A 20196-nucleotide genomic window follows, 5' to 3' on the forward strand; every position below is an offset into this window, starting at 1 on the left:
GGCGGAGCGGACGGGACTCGAACCCGCGACCCCCGGCGTGACAGGCCGGTATTCTAACCGACTGAACTACCGCTCCAACTTTCTGCACCGTTACCTGCAGGACGTCGGTTACGTTCCTGCAAGCCTCGCGACACTTCTACGAAACGCCGCTGAATCTGGCGTCCCCTAGGGGATTCGAACCCCTGTACTCACCGTGAAAGGGTGATGTCCTAGGCCTCTAGACGAAGGGGACATGATCTTTTCAGATCAGTCTGACTTTCGCTATTCACTTATCGTCAACAGCGAAGGCCAAAATTTTAACTGCTTTAAATCATTTTGTGAAGCATTTATTACTACCGCCACGACTGCTTCGCAAATCAATCTTTTGTTCTGATGGTGGAGGTAAGCGGGATCGAACCGCTGACCTCTTGCATGCCATGCAAGCGCTCTCCCAGCTGAGCTATACCCCCTTGCAGAACAGAAATGAGATTATATGGACCGAATTCGAACTTGTAAATACCCTTTTTGCGATTCGAGCGAAATTTTTGCGAAGCCGACGCGACGCGACGTGACGTGACGTGCCGACGGCTTCCCGCATGCCAGAACCTCAGGCCAGCGCAGCCTCGATGCGCGACACGACGACGTCGCGACCGAACAGCACCAGCACCGCGTCGATCGACGGTGTATGCGTCGTACCGGCCACCAGCAGACGCACCGGCATCGCGAGCTGCGGCATCTTCAGCTTGTGCGTGCCGAGCGTCGCCTTCAGCGCGGCGGACACCGCTTCCTTCGTCCAGTCGGCCGCCTTCAACGCGGCGACGAGATCGGCCAGCGCCGGTCGCACGGCATCGGTCACGTGCTGCGAGATCGCATCGGCTTCCGGTGCCGGCACACGGTAGAACATTGCGGCGCCCTCCGCGATTTCCTTGACCGTCGTTGCACGGTCCTTCATCAGGCCGACAACGGCGTCGAGCGCCGGGCCCGTCGCGATGGCCGCATCGCCGATACCGAGCGCATCGAGGAACGGCTTCGCCAGCGCGGCGAGGCGCGCGTTGTCGGCTTCCTTTATGTAGTGGGCATTCAGCCAGCTCAACTTGCTGTGGTCGTACTGCGCGGGCGACTTGCCGAGATGCTCGAGATCGAACCATTCGACGAACTGCTCGCGCGAAAAGATCTCGGCGTCGCCGTGCGACCAGCCCAGACGTGCGAGATAGTTGACGACGGCCTCCGGTAGGAAGCCTGCGTCGCGATACGCCATCACGCTCATCGCGCCATGCCGCTTGCTCATCTTCTCGCCCTGCTCGTTCAGCACGGTCGGCAGGTGCGCATAGACGGGCGGCTCGCCGCCGAGCGCGTGCAGGATGTTGATCTGGCGCGGCGTGTTGTTCACGTGGTCGTCGCCACGGATCACGTGCGTGATGTTCATGTCCATGTCGTCCACGACCACGCAGAAGTTGTAAATCGGCGTGCCGTCCGGACGCGCGATCACGAGGTCGTCGAGTTCCTCGTTCGAGATCTCGACACGGCCCTTCACCGCGTCGTCCCACACGACCGTGCCGGTCAGCGGGTTGCGGAAACGCAGCACGGGCTTCACGCCGGCCGGCGGCTCGGGCAGCACCTTGCCCGGCTCCGGACGCCAGGTGCCGTCGTAGCGCGGCTTCAGGCCGGCTTCGCGCTGGCGCTCGCGCAGCGCGTCGAGTTCCTCGGCCGACATGTAGCACGGGTACGCGAGGCCCTTCTCGAGCATCTGCGCGAGCACCTCGCGATAGCGGTCCATCCGCTGCATCTGGTAGATCGGGCCTTCGTCGAAATCCAGGCCGAGCCACTGCATTCCCTCGAGGATCGCATCGACGGCTTCCTGCGACGAACGCTCGACGTCGGTATCCTCGATACGCAGCACGAACGTGCCCTTCATCTTGCGGGCGAACGCCCACGGATAAAGCGCGGAGCGGATGTTGCCGAGGTGAATGAAGCCGGTGGGACTCGGCGCGAAGCGGGTACGGACAGGACGGGTCATAAACGGTAACTCGAACGCCTGGGGCGCATGAATGATTCGACGCGGGATCGACGGCAACAGCCCGGACAGCAATGGGGCCGGCCGCGCCCGGAACGGGAAAGAAGCCGGAATTATACTCGCGCCGGTCATCGCGCCAAGCGCACCGCTTGCTTTATGATGTGCGCGCCGCGGCCGCCAGCCGGCGCCGCGCCGGCCGCACGGATCCCGCCGCACGGCCGCTCGGAACCAATCGCCGCCGCGGGCCGCACGGCCCGCCGCTAAGCCGCCGGAGAACCATTCGATGTCGTCCCCTCGCCTGTCGCGCCGCCACTTCACGATCGCGTGCGCGTCCGCCAGCCTCGCCGCCTGCACGTCGTTCGGCGACAAGTCCCGTCCCGACAACGCCGCGCAATCGCACGAGAAGCCCGTGAAGATCGGCATCGCGCTCGGCGGCGGCGCCGCCCGCGGCTTCTCGCACATCGGCGTGCTGAAGGCGCTCGAGGCGCGCGGCATCCCGATCGACATCGTCGCGGGCACGAGTGCGGGCTCGGTGGTCGGCGCGTTGTACGCATCCGGAATGAGCGGGTTGCAGATCAACAAGATCGCGCTCGACATGGATCAGGCGTCGATCAGCGACTGGGCGCTGCCGTTCCGCTCGCGCGGGCTGCTGCAGGGCGTCGCGCTGCAGAACTTTCTGAACAAGGCGCTCAACAACCGGCCGATCGAAAAGATGACCAGACCGCTCGGCGTCGTCGCGACCGATCTGCAGAGCGGCCAGCCGATCCTGTTCCAGCAGGGCAACACGGGTCTCGCGGTGCGCGCCTCATGCAGCGTGCCGTCAGTGTTCGAACCCGTGAAGATCGGCAACCGCGAGTACGTCGACGGCGGTCTCGTGAGTCCCGTGCCCGCGTCGTTCGCGCGCAAGATGGGTGCAAACTTCGTGATCGCAGTCGACATCTCGGCGCGCCCGGACGGTGCCGCGACCAATAACCCGATCGAGATGCTGCTGCAGACCTTCACGATCATGGGGCAGACGATCAAGACCTACGAGCTCGACAAATACGCGGATGTCGTGATCCGCCCGAACCTCGCGGCGATGGGCGGCAGCGACTTCAACCAGCGCAACGCAGCGATCCTCGCGGGCGAGGAAGCTGTCGCGCGCATCATGCCCGAGCTGCAGCGCAAGCTCGCGGCGGCTCGCGGCGTCGCGGCCGCGTAACACGAACGACCAAGCGCGCGCGACACACGGCGCGCGGCAGCCGACAGCGGCTCCGGCCGCCGTCGGCTGCCGATCCGCTTGCCACTCGCGCATCGCGCGCACCAAAACAAAAAACCCTGCCGCCTTTCGGTGACAGGGTTTTTTGATCCGGCGGTTTGCCGGCGAGCGTCAGTTGTTGCCGTTCGCCGTATCGTCACCGATCGTCGCGCGCACGCGCTGACGCAGATCGTCGGCCTTCATCGGAAACTCCGATTCGATCCGGCGCGCGCCGGTGAACCGCTTTTCCCAGTAGCCGTTGTCGAGATCGTCGACGCGAACGGTGCTGCCGGTCGACGGCGAATGCACGAACTTGTTGTCGCCGATATAAATGCCGACGTGCGAGAACGTGCGGCGCATCGTGTTGAAGAACACGAGGTCGCCCGGCTTCAGGTTGCTCATGCTGACCTTTTCGCCGACGCGGCTCATCTCTTCCGCACGACGCGGCAGCGACATGCCGAGCGTGTCCTGGAACACATAGCGCACGAAGCCGCTGCAATCGAGGCCGGAATCCGGGGAGTTGCCGCCCCAGCGATAGCGCACACCGATCATGTTGAGCGCGCTGACGACGACGTCGCCCGCCTTGCCCGCCATGCCGGACAGGAACGACTTCGCGCCGCCGCTCGACGGCTGTGCACTGGTCTGCTGGAGGGAGGAATTCGACCCGATCTGGGTCGAATTCGTGACATTTTGATTAAAACTGCTGACTTCGTCGGCGAACGCGCCGGGAGCTGCTGCGAACAGGGCGCCGATGAACAGCCCGGCGATGGTGCGCGCGCATGCCTGGGTCAGGGATCGATGCTGCATTGGTCGATGGAATTTGCTTAAAAATCAGCTGATTGGCGGAAAATTTCGGTCGATACTAGCCAGCGCGTAATCGTTTGTCAAAACAAATTAAAAAATACAATCGAGATGGTCAGACCATTGGACGCGTATCACGCTTTCCAGACCGCTTTCAACAGCTTTTGTGTGTAAGGATGTGACGGTTTCGTGAAGATGTCGGCAACGTCGCCGGACTCCACGACCGCCCCGCCCTGCATCACCGCGACCCGATGCGCCATCGCGCCGATCACTTCCAGGTCATGGCTGATGAATACATAGCCGAGGTTGTATTTCTGCTGCAAATTCGCGAGCAGTTTCAGCACCTGCTGCTGGATCGACACGTCGAGCGCGGAAGTCGGCTCGTCGAGGATCAGGATGCGCGGCTCCAGCACGAGCGCGCGCGCGATCGCGATCCGCTGGCGTTGCCCGCCCGAGAACTCGTGCGGATAGCGATGCAGCACCGTGCGGTCGAGGCCGACTTCGCGCAGCACCGCGAGCGACTTCGCGCGGCGCGCATCGGGCGTCAATTCCGGGCGATGCAGTTCGAGCCCCTCGCCGACGATCCGCTCGATCGTGTGGCGCGGCGACAGCGAACTGAAGGGATCCTGAAAGACAACCTGCATGTTCGAGCGCAGCGCGGTCTGCTCGCGACCGCGATAGGACGACAGCGCACGACCCTGGAATTCGATCTCGCCGTGCGCCGTCCGCTGCAGCCCGAGCAGCGCCATCGCGAGCGTCGATTTCCCGGAGCCGGATTCGCCGACGATGCCGAGCGTCTCGCCCTGCCGCACCGACACGGAGACGTCCGAGACCGCCGTCACCGGCATCGTGCCGAACCAGCCGGCAAAGCCCGGCCGCTTGCGCGCGAACTGAACACTGACGTGGCGCGCATCGAGCACGACCGGCGCGATCGGCATCACCGGCGCGACCGCACGCTGCGGCCGGCTGTTCAGCAAACGCCGCGTGTACGGATGCTCCGGCTCCGCGAAGATCCGCTCGACCGGCCCGCTTTCGACCAGCTTGCCGTGCTCCATCACCGCAACCCGCTCGGCGAAGTGCCGCACGAGATTCAGGTCGTGCGTGATCAGCAGGATCGCCATCCCGCGCCTTTCCGCCTCCTCGCGCTGCAGTTCGAGCAGCAGGTCGACGATCTGCGCGCGAATCGTTACGTCGAGCGCGGTGGTCGGCTCGTCGGCGAGCAGCAGCCGCGGCCGGCATGCAAGCGCCATCGCGATCATCGCGCGCTGGCGCTGACCGCCCGACAACTGGTGCGGGTAGCTGTCGACACGCTTCTCCGGCTCCTCGATGCCCGTGCGCGCGAGCAGCGCAATCGCACGCTTGCGCGCCTCGGCCGCCGTCACGCCGTCGTGCAGCACGATCGTCTCGCCGATCTGCACGCCGATCGTATATAGCGGATTGAGCGCCGTCATCGGCTCCTGGAAGATCATCGCGATATCCGAGCCGCGCAGCCCGCGCATCTGGCGCTCGCTCTTGCCGGCGAGATCGTGCCCCGCGAAACGGATCGTGCCGCTCACGTCGGCATCGCGCAGCAGCCGCAGGATCGACAACGCGGTCACGCTCTTGCCCGAGCCCGACTCGCCGACCAGCGCGACGCGCTCGCCGCGACCGATCGCGAGCGTCACGTCATCGACGGCCACCGTGTCGCCGAAGCGCACATGCAGATGCTCGAGCGACAGCAGCGGCTCGCCCTGCTTCGATACGGCCGTGTCGCTCATCGCTGGCCTCCCGCTGCACGCACCGAGTCGGAGATCCGCGTGTCGAGCGCGTTGCGCAATGCATCGCCCATGAAAGTCAGCAACAGCAGCGTCGCGACCAGTACGCTGAACGTCGACAGCGAGATCCACCACGCATCGAGATTGCCCTTGCCCTGCGCGAGCAACTCGCCCAGGCTCGGCGTCGGCGGCGGCACGCCGAGTCCGAGGAAGTCGAGGCTCGTGAGCGCGAGGATCGCGCCGCTCATCCGGAACGGCAGGAACGTGATCACAGGCGTCAGGCTGTTCGGCAGCACGTGGCGCCAGATGATCTGCCAGTTCGTGAGCCCCATCGCGCGGGCCGCGCGCACGTAGTCCTGCGTACGGTTGCGCAGGAACTCGGCGCGCACGTAATCGGCGAGCCCGATCCAGCCGAACAGCGACAGCAGCACGATCAGCAGCAGGAAGCTCGGCTCGAAGATCGACGCGAAGATGATCAGCAGGTAAAGCTCGGGCAGCGAACTCCAGATCTCGATCAGCCGCTGCCCGACGATGTCGATGCGGCCGCCGAAGAAACCCTGCACGGCGCCCGCGGCGATCCCGAGCAGCGTGCCGATCACGGTCAGGATCAGCCCGAACTCGACCGACACGCGGAATCCGTACACGAGCCGCGCGAGCAGGTCGCGCCCCTGCGCATCGGTACCGAGCCAGTTCGCGCGCGACGGCGGCGCCGGGTTGGGCACGGTCGAGAAGTAGTTCAGCGTGTCGTAGTAGTAGCGATTCGGCGGGTAGACGACGAAGTTGCCCGGCGCCTCGATCCGCTTGCGGACGTACGGATCGAGATAGTCCGCCGGCGTCGGGAAATCGCCGCCGAAGGTCGTCTCCGGATACGCATGGAACATCGGGAAATAGTAGTGGCCGTCGTAGTGCACGACGAGCGGCTTGTCGTTCGACCACAGCGGTGCGGCGAGGCTTGCCGCGAACGCGATGACGAAGATCACGAAGCTCCAGTAGCCGAGACGCTGCTGGCGAAAGCGCTGCCATACGCGGCGCGCGGGAGACGGCGACACGCGCGCGCGTGCCGCGTCGGTGCGGGACGACACGGCTACCCGACTCATCGCGCACCTCGCCCGGCGACGCCGGGCATGCGGGCAGGCGCGCCGGCAAGCGGCGTGCGAACGGACGGTTTCATGTCAGCGCTCCAGGTTGTCGAATTGAATGCGCGGGTCGACCCACACGTAGCAGAGATCGGAGATCAGCTTGGTCGCGAGCCCGATCAGCGTGAACAGGTACAGCGTGCCGAGCACGACCGGATAATCTCGCCGCACGACCGACTCGTACGACAGCAGCCCGAGGCCGTCAAGCGAGAACAGCGTCTCGATCAGCAGGCTGCCCGTGAAGAACGCGCCGATGAACGCGGCAGGAAAGCCGACGATCAGCGGCAGCATCGCGTTCCGGAACACGTGCTTCCACAGCACGGTGCGCTCGGCGAGCCCTTTCGCACGCGCAGTCAGAACGTACTGCTTGCGGATCTCGTCGAGAAACGCGTTCTTCGTGAGCATCGTGACGACGGCGAAGCTGCCGACGACCGACGCCGTGATCGGCAGCGCGATGTGCCACAGATAATCGAGCACCTTGCCGATCAGCGACAACTGGTCGAAGTTGTCCGACGTGAGCCCGCGCAGCGGGAACAGCTGCCAGAACGAGCCGCCGCCGAACAGCACGAGCAGCAGCACGCCTAGCACGAAACCTGGAATCGCATAGCCGACCAGCACGACGAGGCTCGTCGCGACGTCGAACGGCGAGCCGTTGCGCACGGCCTTCGCGATGCCGAGCGGCACCGAGATCAGGTAGGTGATGAAGAACGTCCACAGGCCGATGCTGATCGACACCGGCAGCTTCTGCACGATCAGCGACCACACGCTCTGGTGCCTGAAGTAGCTGTCGCCGAGATCGAAGCGCGCGAAGCGCTTCAGCATCAGCCAGTAGCGCTCGAGCGGCGGCTTGTCGAAGCCGTACAGTGCCTTCAGTTGCGCGAGCTGCTGCGCGTCGACGCCCGTATGCGCGCGCATGCCGAACGGCGCCGCGCCCTGCTCCGTCGCACCCTTGCGAAGCTCCTGCACGGCCTGCTCAACGGGGCCGCCGGGCACGAACTGGATCACGGCGAACGTGAGCGTGAGCACGCCGACGAGCGTCGGGATCATCAGCAGCAGGCGTTTGAGGATGTAGCTCCACATAGGGCGTCGACTCGCGATCGATAGGCTGGGTTGAACGAAGGGCCGGCAAGCATCAGTGATCGGGCTTGGCCCACCAGGTCGACACGACCCAGCCCTCGGCCGAATAGTACAGCGGCAGCGTTTGCGGATAGGCGAGCGTGCGCTTGTACGCGATCCGGTGCGTGGTGCTGTACCACTGCGGAACCGCGTAATAGCCGTGCATCAGCACGCGGTCGAGCGCATGCGTCGCATCGAGCAGTTCGTCGCGGGTCTGCGCGGCGCCGAGCGCATGCAGCAACGCGTCGACGGCCGGCGACTTCAGGCCGATGATGTTGTCGGAGCCCGGTTCGTCGGCGAACTTGCTGTCGAAGCGCGAGAACTGCTCGGCACCGGGCACCTGCACGCCCGGATAGCGGACCGTCGTCATGTCGTAGTCGAACGCGTCGAGCCGCTTTTGCAGCAGCGCATAGTCGGCCGTGCGAAAACGCGCGTCGATGCCGAGCTTCGCGAGATTGCGCTGGTAGGCCGTCACGATGCCTTCCATCGCCGCGCCCGAGTCGTCGAGGATCTCGAATGTGAACGGTTCGCCCTTCGCATTGCGCAACGCGCCGTCGCGGTAGGTCCAGCCGGCTTGCGCGAGCAGCACACGGGCCTTCAGCAGGTTCGCGCGCAGCGAGCCCGGGGGATTGGTGTCGGGCTGCGTGACCATCGGGCCGAACACGGCCGGATCGAGTTGCGCGCGCAGCGGCGCGAGCAGCTTCAACTCGCCCTGGTCCGGCGTGCCCGTTGCCTGCAGGTCGGTGTCGGCGAAATAACTGTCGAGGCGCGTGTACGCGCCGTAGAACAACTGGCGGTTCAGCCATTCGAAATCGAACGCGAGGTCGAGCGCCTGGCGCACGCGCACATCGCGAAACAGCGGACGGCGCAAGTTCATGAAGAAACCCTGCATACCCGCGCCGTTGTGCTGGCGGAATTCGCGCTTCACGAGCTCGCCGCTGTCGAAGCGCTTGCCGACGTCGCGTCGCGCCCAGTTGCGCGCGATGTACTCGACGAGCACGTCGTATTCGCCGGCCTTGAACGCCTCGAGCCGCGCGACGCCGTCGCCGTACAGCTTGTAGACGATCCGCTCGAAGTTGTTGGTGCCGACCCGCACCGGCAGATCGGCGCCCCAGTACGCGGGGTTGCGCCGGTACGTGATCGTTCGGCCGTTGTCGTAGCGCTCGATCAGGTACGGCCCGCTGCCGATCGGCTGCTCGAACGCGAGCTGGTCGAACGGGATGCGCGAGCCGTCCGCGCGCAAGCCCCACTTGTGCGAGAACACCGGCACGCCACCGGCAATCAGCGGCAACTCGCGATTCGCACTGCGGAACTCGAAGCGCACGGTCGCCGGGTCGACCACCACGGCCTTCGCGATGTCGGCGAAATACGCGCCGAACTGCGGCGCGGCGAGCTTGCTCTTCAGCGTGTCGAACGAATACTTGACGTCGTCGGCCGTGACCGGGTCGCCGTTGGAGAAGCGTGCGCGCGGGTTCAGATGGAATGTGACCGAGCGGCGGTCCGGCGCGATCTCGATGTCGTCGGCGAGCAGCCCGTACGCGGAAGCCGGTTCGTCGAGGCTGCCAGTCGCGAGACTCTCGAACAGCATGTCGATGCCCGGCGCGGGATTGCCGCGCATCGTGAACGGATTGAACTTGTCGAACGACGTGAGCCGGTTCGGGTTGGCGAGCACGAGTGTGCCGCCCTTCGGCGCGTCCGGATTGACGTAGTCGAAATGCTTGAAGCCCGGCGGATATTTCGGCTCGCCGTATTGCGCGATCGCATACGCTGCGTGTGCGGCCGTCGCGGCCAGCACCGCCTGTATTGCCAATACTGCCGCCGTGCGGCCGGCAACCCGTACGGCATGTGCGGCCCCGAAGCGGATGCGCGCGGCGACAATCCGGGGCGAACCCTTCGTCATAGAGGCCCTGTCGGTCGATTGAGGGGTGTAACGAGGGTCGATTCTACCCATTCAATTCGGCGTCGAGCCATCCCGCGGCAGTTCTTGCCTGCAGCCGCCGCGCCCGCAACGCCCGCGCACGATTCGCGCGGACAAAAGAAAACCGCCACGAAGGCGGTTTTTCTCGTGCGCGCACGCGTCGCGCGCGTGCGGCATGTCGATCAGTGCCAGCCGTGGCGGCCGTGGTCCCCGTGACCACGATCGCCGCCCCAGCCGCGGCCATGATGACGATACCACTCGTCGCGGCCCCAGTAGCGGCGGCCGTCCCAGTAGCGATCGCCGTGCCAGCCGATCACGATCGCCGGCGCGGGAGCGTACATGGGCGCCGGCTGATAGACGACCGGCGGAGGCGGCGGCGCATACACGGGCGCGGGCGCGACGTAGACCGGAGCCGGCACGCCGACGTTGATCCCGACATTGACTCCCGCCATTGCTGCGCCCGACACGAGCAAGGCCGTCATACCGGTCAAGAGCGAGGCAACACGCAAAGTCTTCATGGATTCCTCTTTGAGTTGTGTCATGTGTGATTCGACTATAACGGCAAGCGCCGTCCCAGCATATTTCAAGTTTGTAAGAACTGATGCGCGGCATCGCAACGGGAAGCGCCCGCTAACGTCTTGTAACAATTGACGGCCCGACCACTGCCGGGCGCGCCGCTCCGGCCTGCCCGCCGGGCTTCTCGTCCGGACGCGCGTCGAATCATACTGCGTCCGGACGCTCGTTCGCCCTGCCAATGCGATTGAAATGATGCGCGCGGATTTCGCAGGCGAAAAAAAAGCGGCACTCGCGTGCCGCTTCTTCATGGCGGGCGCGTTGCGCCGCGACATCGCTCAGCGCGACATCATGTTCATGCTGACGTTGTGCATCACCCACAACGTCCCGACGATCAGGATCGCCGCGGTCAGCACGGTATAGCTGAACGCCATCACGTTCCAGCGCTGGCCCGACGAACCGTTCATGTGCAGGAAGTACACGAGGTGCACGACGATCTGCACGAGCGCGAGCGCGGCAAGCGCGATCAGCGACGCGTGCGGCGACAGCACGCCTTCCATCACCAGGCCGAACGATGCGGCCGTGAGCAGCACCGACAGGATGAAGCCGGCGACATAGCCGCCGACGCTGCCGTGACCTTCTTCGAGTTGAGACGAATGCGAATGGGCCATTTAGATCACGCTCGCAAGATAGACAAAGGAAAACACGCAGATCCACACGATGTCGAGGAAGTGCCAGAAAAGGCTCAGGCACGTCAGACGACGCAGGTCGCGATCGGTCAGGTCGCCGCCGCGCAGCACGATCTGCCCGGCGAGCACGACCATCCACAGCAGGCCCGCCGTCACGTGCAGGCCGTGCGTGCCGACCAGCGTGAAGAACGCCGACAGGAACGCGCTGCGTTGCGGGCCTGCACCTTCCGCGATCAGGTGCGAGAACTCGCGCAGTTCCATCGTGAGGAACGCCGCGCCGAGCAGGAACGTCACTGCCAGCCAGGCAAGCATCACGCCGCGGCGCTGCTTGTACGCGGCCAGCATCGCGAAGCCGTAGGTGATGCTCGACAGCAGCAGCGCGGCAGTTTCCAGCGCGACGCCCGGAATGTCGAACAGGTCCTTCGCGGTCGGACCGCCCGCATACTGGTTGCCCAGCACGGCGAACGTCCCGAACAGCGCCGCGAAGATCACGCAGTCGGTCATCAGATACAGCCAGAAGCCGAACACCGAGTGCGACGGCGGATGGTCGTCGTGCTCGAGCAAGGTTGCGCTCAAGGTTTTCTGCAACATCAGTTGGCCTCCAGTTCCACGTCGTCGACACGCGTGGCCACGCGCACCGCCGGTTGCTTCTCTTCGATCTTGCGCACCTTGGTCGCCGGGATGTAGTAGCCGTCGTTGTCACGCGAGCTATAGATCACGAGCGTCGCGACGATCCCGACCAGGCCGCCGATCGCCATCCACCAGATATGCCACACCAGTGCGAAGCCCAGCACGAGGCTGAAGATCGCGACCACGAGACCCGCACACGTATTCGACGGCATGTGGATGTCGCGGATCGATGCCGGGTTCGGACGGGCATCGCCACGTGCCTTCATGTCGGCGTACGCGTCCAGCGTGCGCACTTGCGGGATCACCGCGAAGTTGTAGTCCGCCGGCGGCGACGTGGTGGCCCACTCGAGCGTGCGGCCGCCCCACGGATCGCCTGTGGTATCGCGGTATTCCGGCAGGTTGCGGTTGCGGATGCTGACGACCAGTTGCAGCAGCTGACATGCGATGCCGATCGCGATCAGCACGGCGCCGAATGCTGCGACCAACAGCCACGGATGCCACGCCGGGTTGTCGTAGTGGTTCAGACGACGCGTCATGCCCATGAAGCCGAGCACGTACAGCGGCACGAATGCGACGTAGAAGCCGACCTGCCAGAACCAGAACGCAGCCTTGCCGAGCTTCTCGTTCAGCTTGAAGCCGAACGCCTTCGGGAACCAGTAGTTGAAGCCCGCGAGATAGCCGAACAGCACGCCACCGATGATCACGTTATGGAAGTGCGCGATCAGGAACAGGCTGTTGTGCAGCACGAAGTCCGCACCCGGAATCGCCATCATCACACCGGTCATCCCGCCGATCGTGAACGTGACCATGAAGCCGATCGTCCACAGGACGGGCGTCGTGAATTCGATCCGGCCGCGATACATCGTAAACAGCCAGTTGAACACCTTCACGCCGGTCGGGATCGCGATGATCATCGTCATGATGCCGAAGAACGCGTTCACGTTCGCGCCGGAGCCCATCGTGAAGAAGTGATGCAGCCACACGAGGAACGACAGCACCATGATCGCGCAGGTCGCGTACACCATCGTCTTGTAGCCGAACAGCGGCTTCTTCGAGAACGTCGCGATGACTTCCGAGAAGATGCCGAACGCAGGCAGGATCAGGATGTAGACCTCGGGATGGCCCCACGCCCAGATCAGGTTCAGGTACAGCATCGCGTTGCCGCCGGCTTCGTTCGTGAAGAAGTGCATGCCGAGGTAACGGTCGAGACCGAGCAGCGCGAGCGTCGCGGTCAGGATCGGGAACGACGCCATGATCAGCACGTTCGTGCAGAGGGCCGTCCACGTGAATACCGGCATCTTCATCAGCGTCATGCCGGGCGCGCGCATCTTGATGATGGTCACGAAGAAGTTCACGCCGGTCAGCAGCGTGCCGACACCCGAGATCTGCAGCGCCCACAGGTAGTAGTCGACCCCTACCCCCGGACTGAACTGCAGTTCCGACAGCGGCGGGTATGCGAGCCAGCCCGTCTGTGCGAATTCGCCGATCACGAGCGAGATGTTGATCAGGATCGCGCTGACCGCCGTCATCCAGAAGGAGAGCGAGTTGATGAACGGGAACGCGACGTCGCGTGCGCCGATCTGCAGCGGCACGACGAGGTTCATCAGGCCGACCATGAACACCATCGCCATGAAGAAGATCATGATCACGCCGTGTGCCGTGAAGATCTGGTCATAGTGGTGCGGCGGCAGGTAGCCGGGCGCGTTGTACGCGAGCGCGAGCTGCATGCGCATCATGATCGCGTCGGCGAAGCCGCGCAGCAGCATGATCAGCGCGACGATGATGTACATCACGCCGAGTTTCTTGTGGTCGACCGTCGTCAGCCACTCCGTCCACAGCCACTTCCAGCGGCCGGTGATCGTCAGGCCGGCGAGCACGCCCAGAACGGCCAGCCCCATGAAGGCACCGGCCACCATGATGATGGGCTGATCGAACGGGATCGCCGATAGTGTGAGTTTGCCGAACATGCGTTACCCCTTCGTGCCGCAGGCGGCGTCCTTCAGATCGAGGACGTGGCCATCGTTGTATTTCGCGATGATGTTGTGGAAGAGCCGCGGATCGACCGACGAGAAGTAGCGCACCGGCGCCTTCTCGCTCGGCTGCGCAACCGAGCCGTACACGGTCGCGTCGAGACGGTCAGGCGATGCCTTGACCTTCTGCACCCATGCGTCGAACTGCTCGCGCGGCTCGGCCAGCGTGCGGAACTTCATGTCGGAGAAGCCACGGCCGCTGAAGTTGGCCGACGTGCCCGCGTAATCGCCGGCTTCGTCGGCGATCAGGTGCAGGCGCGTCTGCATGCCGGCCATCGCGTAGACCTGGCCGCCGAGCTGCGGAATGAAGAACGAGTTCATCACCGAATCCGACGTGATGCGGAAGTTCACCGGCGTACCGACCGGAATCGCGAGCTGGTTCACCGACGCGATGCCGAGTTCCGGATAGATGAACAGCCACTTCCAGTCGAGCGCGACGACCTCGACGTCGATCGGTTTCACCGACGACTCGAGCGGCTTGTACGGATCGAGCTCGTGCGTGGTCTTCCACGTGAGCACGCCGAGAAACAGGATGATCAGCGTCGGCACCGTCCAGATCACGACTTCGATCGCGGTCGAGTGCGACCAGTTCGGCGCGTAGGTGGCGTTGCGATTCGACGCGCGATAACGCCACGCGAACCACAGCGTGAGCAGAATCACCGGCACGACGACGATCAGCATCGCCCAAGTGGAGGTTGCGATCAGTGCCTTTTCGGCGGCACCGACACTCCCTTTCGGATTTAGTACATCTAAATTACAGCCTGACAGGCTCAGCGCCGCGCCGATTGACATCAGCGCCGTCCAGCCTTTTGAAGCTTTTCTTTTCATCACACAGCCCGAGGGGTCATTGAATCCGTAGCGTATGCCCGATGCGCATTCGATCCACGAAAGTGGGCCGAATCATACGTCGCGCGCGCACGATGAAAAACCGGTGGATGCGGCAAATCATCATTGCAAAATCTGCTGTGAGACAGATTGTCGCGGGGCGATTTCATGCAGGCGCAAGTTGGCAGGTGCGCTCGGCACCTGCTCCGATGGATGTGCGCGCAACGGCCGCATCGTCATGCGATGCGGCCGTCGTGCGCCAGCACTGCGGTCAGTTGTGCGCAGAGGCCATGTAGGCCGGCTGCGGCGGCGTGATGCCGTCCCCTGCCGGCACCTTCGAGCGGCTGGCGTCTTCGATCAGTTGCGCGACGGTCGGGTCGATTGCATCGGTGAACGGCTTCGGATAAATGCCGACGCCCAGCACGATCAGTGCGAACGACGCGAATACCACGATCTCGCGGCGGCTAAGGTCGGAGAGCTTCGCGACACGTGCGTTATCGACCTTGCCGAACACGACGCGCTTGATCATCCACAGCGTGTACGATGCGCTGAGGATCAACGTGAGCGCCGCGATGGCGCCGATCCAGAAGTTGAAACGGATCGCGCCCATGATGACCATGAATTCGCCGACGAATCCCGACGTGCCCGGCAGGCCCACGTTGGCCATCGCGAACAGCACCGCGAACATCGCGAAGCGCGGCATCACGCCGGCCACGCCGCCGTATGCGGCGATCTCGCGCTGCTTGGTGCGATCGACCAGCACGCTCACGCAAAGCAGCATTGCGCCAGCGACGAAACCGTACGAGACGAGTTGCACGATCGCGCCCGCGACGCCGATCTGGTTGAACAGGAACAGGCCGAGCGTGACGATCCCCATGTGCGCGACCGTCGAATACGCCAGCAGCTTGGTGAGATCGGTCTGCGCCAGCGCGACCAGGCTCGCGTAGACGATCGCGAACAGCGACAGTGCGATCACGGCCGGCGCGAAGAAGTGCGCTGCATCAGGCGTGATCGGCAGCGCGAAGCGCAGGAAACCGTAACCGCCGAGCTTCAGCATCGCGAGCATCAGCGCGGCGCCGGTCGGGCCGTCCGTATAGACGTCGCGCAGCCACGTGTGAACCGGCCACATCGGCACCTTGACCGCGAACGCGGCGAAGAAGCCGAGGAACACCAGCAGCTGAGGCGAGAAGCCGAGCTCCAGCGTGCGCCATGCATTCATGTCGAACGTGTGCGACTTCGCATACAGGTAGAGCATCGCCATCAGCAGCAGCAGCGAACCCGCGAACGAGATGAAGAAGAACTTCACCGCCGCGTACACACGATGCTCACGGCCCCACGTACCGATCAGCAGGTACAGCGGGATCAGCGTCGCCTCGAAGAAAATGAAGAACAGCAGCCCGTCCTGCGCGACGAACACGCCGACCATCAGCCCCGACAGGATCAGGAACGACGCGTAATACTGCGCGATGCGAACCGTGATCGATTCCCACGATGCGATCACCACGATGAGCGTCGTGAACGCGGTCAGCACGACGAGCCAAAGCGATGCGCCGTCGATGCCCACACGCCAGCCCGAGTTGAATGCAGCAAGCCAGTCGCGGGTTTCGACGAACTGCATCGCAGCCGAATGCGAATCGAAACCGGTGACGAGCGGGACGACTGCTGCCAGCCCGATCAGTGCGCCGATGAGCGCGATCAACCTCGTGCGATTGGGATGATGGTCGCTGCCGGCACGTAGCAGGCACGCGCCGACCAGGATCGGAGCCCAGATCGCCAGGCTCAGAAAGGGAAAATCATGCATGTCAACAAACCTAGAGAGGGTCGCGCACTGCATCGGGACAGGCGGGACGAAAGAATCGAAATCAAATCGTAAGATAGATTTCGCGAATCACCCTTGTTGGCAAAATGTAAAGCAACGTCAGAACGAAGTTTGACGCGGCTCAAGCGCAATCGGGTTAACGAGGATAAATCGATTGGAGAAATTTTGCATCGCAACAGACTCTAGTTCTTCGACGCGTTTGCAACCACCTGATTTTTATATGTAATTTTTTGTATTATCGAAGGTCGCGACGCGCGCGAATCGGTGCGATGCCGCATTTTTGTCGTCAGACCGCTGTTTTGGCGTGCCTGAACAGGATGCAGGGAACGATGAGCACGCCCGGCACAAATCTTACAACGATACTTTCATTTTTCTTTCGTTTTGCCATCATCAAAGCGCCCCGAGGGCGCGCGATGCCGCGTGTCGCAGTCCTTCCGGCTAGCGCCGATGACTCAGCCGATCCCATATGCGCATCGCCACCGCGCGGTAGTGGTTGTGTTGTGCGGGGAAATGAACGAAGCGACTGTCGGGCGTCGCATAAACCGGCGAAGTCGCAAGCGTGATCGCGTCGACGATGAAGCGCGCGTCGATCATGCCCGCCTGCAGCAACTCGACATAGATCGCCTGCTGATCGCCGCCGCTCGCGTAGACGGACGATCGATCGTCGAAGCTCTCGATGCGCGCACACATGCGCTCGACCAGTTCGCGCATCGGCGCGACATTGCGCACGCCGATCATGCACGAGTTGATCGCCCAGGCCGTATGGTCGGTGCCGATCACGAAATCGCGGCCGTCGATCACGCCGTCGACCGGTTGACTCTGGTCGATCGCGAGGATGTCCGCGTCGACCCAGAACACGAACGCATGATCCGGCAGATGTTCGCGAATCAGATGCAGCTTCGCCCAGTTCGCATCGATGCCTGCCGGCAGGAACGCCGGCGGCTCGCGATACGCATGGTACGCATAGCCGTGGCGCGTGCAGTAGCGCACGAAGTTCTCCTCGTGCAGATCGCCGTAGCCGGCGATGTGCGACGTGTGCAGACTCACGAACGCAATGCGCGCATGCGGATTCACATGTCGCGCCGGTTCGCGCGGCCGCTGCTGCGCGGCACGCCAGTCGTCCATCGCGCGCGGCTGCTCGCCGCGCCGGGCCCGCTCCGCGTCGTCGACGAGTGCGACCACGTAGCGAAAGTCGTAGTCCGGCGGTGGCGCCCACTCACCGTCCGACTGTCGCCATTCGGGCGCATGGTGCGCAACGAGCGGATCTGCGACGACGACGGCATCGATGGCATACGCATCGGCCCACACCGTTTGGGCCGATGCGAAATAGCCGCTCGCGAGCGGCTGATCGAACGGCAGCGGCGGGAAATGCGCGGCAAGCAGCGTCGCCTCGCATGCGTGCCGCCGCGCCGGCAGGCGCATCGCCCACTCGCCCAGTTCGACCGCGAGCTTGCGCAAGCGCTCGCGCACGTCGGGCACATTGCGAAAGATCATGCCGCTTGCCGCGGGTAGCGGCGATTGCGACGTCTGCGTCGTGAGGATCGCGTCGTAGCCGTTCGCGACGTCCGGCAGCGCATGCTCGCCGAATACGACCGAGAACGGATCGAGCACGAGCAGCAACGCGCCCTGCTCCATCGCGACGAGTTGCGCGACGATTGCGTGGTACTTGTGCAGCACCTGCTGGCGCTCGCCGTACACATGCATGCCGTCGACGATCGTATGCCGGTAGCCGTGGCGTCCTGCGTAATGCTCGTGGTTGGCAACGAGCCCGTCGACGGGTCGATGAGAAAGAAAAGTCAGTACGGAATGCATGCGTGCCTCGACTCCAGCTTGGGGCGCTACGGGCGATACGTCTATTTAGCGCATGTGCGTCGCCCAAGTCGAGCATTGATTGGCTATCCGGACCAAGTACGCGCCGATCGGCGAGTCCAAAAAACGAAGGGGAAAAGAAAAAGCCCCGCAAGTCCGAGAACTTGCGGGGCTTTGTCACCGCTTTTGGCGGAGACGGAGGGATTCGAACCCTCGATCCAGGTTTTGGCCCAGATGCTCCCTTAGCAGGGGAGTGCCTTCGACCTCTCGGCCACGTCTCCCAAACTTTCGCTCGCACCAGGGAGGCAGTGCGACGAGAACGAAATAATATAGGGTTTCGAACCGGCCGTCAATTTCCGTGATGCATTTTCTTCAATGCATCACAAAAAATTCACGCTGCCTGATCGAGTTCGAAAGCCTTGTGCAGTGCGCGGACGGCCAGTTCCATGTATTTTTCGTCGATCAGCACCGAAATCTTGATTTCGGACGTCGAGATCATCTGGATGTTGATGCCCTCTTCCGACAGCGTGCGGAACATCTTGCTCGCGACGCCCACGTGCGAACGCATGCCGACGCCGACGACCGACACCTTCGACACCTTCGGGTCGCCCTGCACGCGCTCGGCGCTCACATGGCCCTGCACCTGGTTGGTCAGGATGTCCATCGCCTTCTGGTAGTCGCCGCGGCCGACCGTGAACGTGAAGTCCGTCTTCCCTTCGACGCTCTGGTTCTGGATGATCATGTCGACGTCGACGTTCGCATCGGCGACCGGGCCGAGGATCTGATACGCGATGCCGGGCTTGTCGGGCACGCCCATCACAGCAATGCGTGCTTCGTCGCGCTGGAACGCGATGCCGGAAATGACTGCCTTTTCCATGGTCTCGTCTTCTTCAAAAGTAATCAGGGTGCCCGAGCGCATTTCTTCGTCGAGCGCAATCAGCGGATCGGTCAGGCTCGACAGCACACGCGTCTTCACCTGGTATTTGCCGGCGAATTCGACCGAGCGGATCTGCAGGACCTTCGAGCCGAGGCTGGCCATTTCCAGCATTTCCTCGAACGTCACGCGATCGAGGCGTCGCGCCTCTTCGACCACGCGCGGATCGGTCGTGTAGACGCCGTCGACGTCCGTGTAGATCAGACACTCTTCGGCACCCAGCGCGGCCGCAACCGCCACCGCCGACGTATCCGAGCCGCCACGGCCCAGCGTCGTGATGTGGCCGTCGGGATCGACGCCCTGGAAGCCCGTGATGATCACGACCTTGCCTGCGTTCAGATCGGCCTTCACGCGTTCGTCGTCGATCGAGTGGATGCGCGCCTTCGTGAAAGCGCTGTCCGTCTTGATCGGCACTTGCCAGCCTGCATAGCTCACGGCTTCGACGCCGATTTCCTGCAACGCGATCGACAGCAGGCCGACGCTGACCTGCTCGCCGGTCGATGCGATCATGTCGAGCTCACGCGGGCTCGGCTGGCTCGAAATCTCTTTCGCGAGACCGAGCAGACGGTTGGTTTCGCCGGACATCGCGGACGGCACGACCACCATCTGGTGCCCGGCCTGATGCCATTTTGCGACGCGTTTCGCGACGTTCTTGATGCGCTCGACCGAGCCCATCGAAGTGCCGCCGTATTTGTGTACGATGAGTGCCATTGTCGTTCTGAACTGGAGGTGAAACCGCACGGGCGCGCTGGGCAGGCCGCGTTGCCGTTCGGTCACGCGGCTTGTGGCTGTGGACGGACGACGAGGAGAACGGCTGGGACGCAACACGCAAGCGTGACGGATTTTGCCCGGAAGGCCGATCAGGCCGCGCAAACCGGGTACGTCACGCGGAAAACCTGCACAAATCGCTCAAAAATCGAGCCGAGCAAACGTCCGAGCGTACCCGATAGAGGCCCGCTTGACAAGCCGATCGCCGCGCCGGCAGGCGTTCC

Annotated in this window: 15 protein-coding genes, 4 tRNA genes and 1 pseudogene; 2 read left to right on the forward strand and 18 right to left on the reverse strand. The window is 63.7% G+C overall.

Annotation, left to right across the window (positions count from 1 at the left end):
• Nucleotides 1–2: 2 nt before the first annotated feature.
• From DIE13_RS22425 to gltX, 4 genes are all read right to left on the reverse strand, one after another.
• Nucleotides 3–76 (reverse strand) — tRNA-Asp (locus DIE13_RS22425).
• A gap of 80 nt (nucleotides 77–156) precedes the next feature.
• Nucleotides 157–232: transfer RNA gene (locus DIE13_RS22430), tRNA-Glu, on the reverse strand.
• 141 nt (nucleotides 233–373) lie between these two features.
• Nucleotides 374–449, reverse strand: a tRNA-Ala gene (locus tag DIE13_RS22435).
• Between the two features lie 137 nt (nucleotides 450–586).
• Entirely contained in the window at nucleotides 587–1996 is a 1410-nt protein-coding gene (gene gltX, locus DIE13_RS22440) for a glutamate--tRNA ligase (protein ID WP_124829341.1), read from the reverse strand.
• Nucleotides 1997–2276: 280 nt separating this feature from the next.
• Between gltX and DIE13_RS22445 the strand changes: the two genes are divergently transcribed.
• Nucleotides 2277–3194, forward strand: a complete 918-nt coding sequence (locus DIE13_RS22445; RefSeq protein WP_124829342.1) for a patatin-like phospholipase family protein — start codon at nucleotides 2277–2279, stop codon at nucleotides 3192–3194.
• A gap of 168 nt (nucleotides 3195–3362) precedes the next feature.
• Here the strand turns inward: DIE13_RS22445 and DIE13_RS22450 are convergent, their stop codons facing one another.
• From DIE13_RS22450 to DIE13_RS22515, 14 genes are all read right to left on the reverse strand, one after another.
• Nucleotides 3363–4037, reverse strand: a complete 675-nt coding sequence (locus tag DIE13_RS22450) for a C40 family peptidase (RefSeq protein ID WP_124829343.1) — start codon at nucleotides 4035–4037, stop codon at nucleotides 3363–3365.
• A 128-nt stretch (nucleotides 4038–4165) separates the two neighbouring features.
• Complete coding sequence (locus DIE13_RS22455) at nucleotides 4166–5788, reverse strand: ABC transporter ATP-binding protein (RefSeq protein WP_124829344.1); 1623 nt, start codon at nucleotides 5786–5788, stop codon at nucleotides 4166–4168.
• A complete protein-coding gene (locus DIE13_RS22460) occupies nucleotides 5785–6882 on the reverse strand; it encodes an ABC transporter permease (RefSeq protein ID WP_124829345.1) in 1098 nt (365 codons plus the stop codon). The genes DIE13_RS22455 and DIE13_RS22460 overlap by 4 nt, the downstream gene beginning before the upstream one ends.
• Nucleotides 6883–6957: 75 nt before the next feature.
• Nucleotides 6958–8001 (reverse strand): microcin C ABC transporter permease YejB, encoded by a 1044-nt coding sequence (locus tag DIE13_RS22465; RefSeq protein WP_124829346.1) that lies wholly within the window; start codon nucleotides 7999–8001, stop codon nucleotides 6958–6960.
• Nucleotides 8002–8053: 52 nt separating this feature from the next.
• On the reverse strand, nucleotides 8054–9937 hold the full coding sequence (locus tag DIE13_RS22470) for an extracellular solute-binding protein (protein ID WP_124829347.1): 1884 nt from the start codon (nucleotides 9935–9937) through the stop codon (nucleotides 8054–8056).
• A gap of 200 nt (nucleotides 9938–10137) precedes the next feature.
• Nucleotides 10138–10473 (reverse strand): hypothetical protein, encoded by a 336-nt coding sequence (locus tag DIE13_RS22475; RefSeq protein ID WP_124829348.1) that lies wholly within the window; start codon nucleotides 10471–10473, stop codon nucleotides 10138–10140.
• 333 nt (nucleotides 10474–10806) lie between these two features.
• Nucleotides 10807–11139 carry a cytochrome o ubiquinol oxidase subunit IV gene (gene cyoD / locus DIE13_RS22480; RefSeq protein ID WP_098555674.1) on the reverse strand — a complete coding sequence of 111 codons (333 nt, stop codon included), beginning with the start codon at nucleotides 11137–11139 and terminating at the stop codon, nucleotides 10807–10809.
• On the reverse strand, nucleotides 11140–11748 hold the full coding sequence (cyoC, locus tag DIE13_RS22485; protein WP_124829349.1) for a cytochrome o ubiquinol oxidase subunit III: 609 nt from the start codon (nucleotides 11746–11748) through the stop codon (nucleotides 11140–11142).
• Nucleotides 11748–13754, reverse strand: coding sequence for a cytochrome o ubiquinol oxidase subunit I (gene cyoB / locus DIE13_RS22490; protein ID WP_124829350.1), 2007 nt, complete (start codon nucleotides 13752–13754; stop codon nucleotides 11748–11750). The genes cyoC and cyoB overlap by 1 nt, the downstream gene beginning before the upstream one ends.
• A 3-nt stretch (nucleotides 13755–13757) precedes the next feature.
• A complete protein-coding gene (gene cyoA, locus DIE13_RS22495) occupies nucleotides 13758–14645 on the reverse strand; it encodes a ubiquinol oxidase subunit II (RefSeq protein WP_124829351.1) in 888 nt (295 codons plus the stop codon).
• 268 nt (nucleotides 14646–14913) lie between these two features.
• On the reverse strand, nucleotides 14914–16443 hold the full coding sequence (locus DIE13_RS22500) for a NuoM family protein (protein WP_124829352.1): 1530 nt from the start codon (nucleotides 16441–16443) through the stop codon (nucleotides 14914–14916).
• Between the two features lie 456 nt (nucleotides 16444–16899).
• Nucleotides 16900–18273: a hypothetical protein gene (locus DIE13_RS22505; RefSeq protein WP_124829353.1), complete on the reverse strand. Its 1374-nt coding sequence runs from the start codon at nucleotides 18271–18273 to the stop codon at nucleotides 16900–16902.
• A gap of 184 nt (nucleotides 18274–18457) precedes the next feature.
• Nucleotides 18458–18551 (reverse strand) — tRNA-Ser (locus tag DIE13_RS22510).
• Nucleotides 18552–18661: 110 nt separating this feature from the next.
• Nucleotides 18662–19915: an aspartate kinase gene (locus tag DIE13_RS22515; protein ID WP_059450411.1), complete on the reverse strand. Its 1254-nt coding sequence runs from the start codon at nucleotides 19913–19915 to the stop codon at nucleotides 18662–18664.
• On the opposite strand from DIE13_RS22515, the pseudogene DIE13_RS33845 reads away from it, so the two are divergent.
• Nucleotides 19898–20135 (forward strand): annotated as a pseudogene (locus tag DIE13_RS33845) (hypothetical protein); the annotation flags it as partial. The gene DIE13_RS22515 and the pseudogene DIE13_RS33845 sit on opposite strands and share 18 nt — an antisense overlap.
• Nucleotides 20136–20196: the final 61 nt, after the last annotated feature.

Source organism: Burkholderia sp. Bp9016, assembly GCF_003857765.1.
Lineage (GTDB): Bacteria > Pseudomonadota > Gammaproteobacteria > Burkholderiales > Burkholderiaceae > Burkholderia.

Coding starts and splice junctions, on each gene's coding strand:
- gltX (WP_124829341.1), bottom strand. CDS start 1,996: ATGACCCGTCCTGTCCGTACCCGCTTCGCGCCGAGTCCCACCGGCTTC.
- DIE13_RS22445 (WP_124829342.1), top strand. CDS start 2,277: ATGTCGTCCCCTCGCCTGTCGCGCCGCCACTTCACGATCGCGTGCGCG.
- DIE13_RS22450 (WP_124829343.1), bottom strand. CDS start 4,037: ATGCAGCATCGATCCCTGACCCAGGCATGCGCGCGCACCATCGCCGGG.
- DIE13_RS22455 (WP_124829344.1), bottom strand. CDS start 5,788: ATGAGCGACACGGCCGTATCGAAGCAGGGCGAGCCGCTGCTGTCGCTC.
- DIE13_RS22460 (WP_124829345.1), bottom strand. CDS start 6,882: ATGAGTCGGGTAGCCGTGTCGTCCCGCACCGACGCGGCACGCGCGCGC.
- DIE13_RS22465 (WP_124829346.1), bottom strand. CDS start 8,001: ATGTGGAGCTACATCCTCAAACGCCTGCTGCTGATGATCCCGACGCTC.
- DIE13_RS22470 (WP_124829347.1), bottom strand. CDS start 9,937: ATGACGAAGGGTTCGCCCCGGATTGTCGCCGCGCGCATCCGCTTCGGG.
- DIE13_RS22475 (WP_124829348.1), bottom strand. CDS start 10,473: ATGAAGACTTTGCGTGTTGCCTCGCTCTTGACCGGTATGACGGCCTTG.
- cyoD (WP_098555674.1), bottom strand. CDS start 11,139: ATGGCCCATTCGCATTCGTCTCAACTCGAAGAAGGTCACGGCAGCGTC.
- cyoC (WP_124829349.1), bottom strand. CDS start 11,748: ATGTTGCAGAAAACCTTGAGCGCAACCTTGCTCGAGCACGACGACCAT.
- cyoB (WP_124829350.1), bottom strand. CDS start 13,754: ATGTTCGGCAAACTCACACTATCGGCGATCCCGTTCGATCAGCCCATC.
- cyoA (WP_124829351.1), bottom strand. CDS start 14,645: ATGAAAAGAAAAGCTTCAAAAGGCTGGACGGCGCTGATGTCAATCGGC.
- DIE13_RS22500 (WP_124829352.1), bottom strand. CDS start 16,443: ATGCATGATTTTCCCTTTCTGAGCCTGGCGATCTGGGCTCCGATCCTG.
- DIE13_RS22505 (WP_124829353.1), bottom strand. CDS start 18,273: ATGCATTCCGTACTGACTTTTCTTTCTCATCGACCCGTCGACGGGCTC.
- DIE13_RS22515 (WP_059450411.1), bottom strand. CDS start 19,915: ATGGCACTCATCGTACACAAATACGGCGGCACTTCGATGGGCTCGGTC.